The following is a 313-nucleotide window of genomic DNA, read 5'->3' as shown; positions in this document are numbered from 1 at the left end:
GCGTACTGCCACGCTTTGCGGCCCATGCTGTCGTAGCCGAAGCAACTGGTGAGTTTGCTCTGGGTGCGGTAGACNTCAGGTGCTGGCCGGTAGGAAGGGTCAGCGTGGTCAGGTTGCTGAGTGGATCGTAGTCGTAGGCCAGCGCGCCTTGCGGCGTGGTCTCTGTGGTCAGTCGCCCCAGCAGGTCGTAGGCAAATTCCAGTTTCTCGGCGTTGACTCCCAGTTTTCTGCCGGTGTCCGTCGGTTTGCGCTCGATTGACAGCAGTCGGTCGCCGTCGTCGTAGGCGTAGTCCTGACGCGCATCGTCGTTGAG

1 pseudogene is annotated in these 313 nt (G+C 61.5%); it reads right to left on the bottom strand.

The features are described from left to right. Nucleotides 1-313, bottom strand: a pseudogene (locus tag AO388_RS07145) (RHS repeat domain-containing protein); the annotation flags it as partial.

The sequence above is a fragment of the Pseudomonas sp. ICMP 10191 genome, assembly GCF_001467335.1.
GTDB lineage: Bacteria > Pseudomonadota > Gammaproteobacteria > Pseudomonadales > Pseudomonadaceae > Aquipseudomonas > Aquipseudomonas cerasi.
The sequence above is the reverse complement of the archived record's forward strand: the minus strand, read 5'-3'. Positions and strand labels throughout refer to the sequence as shown.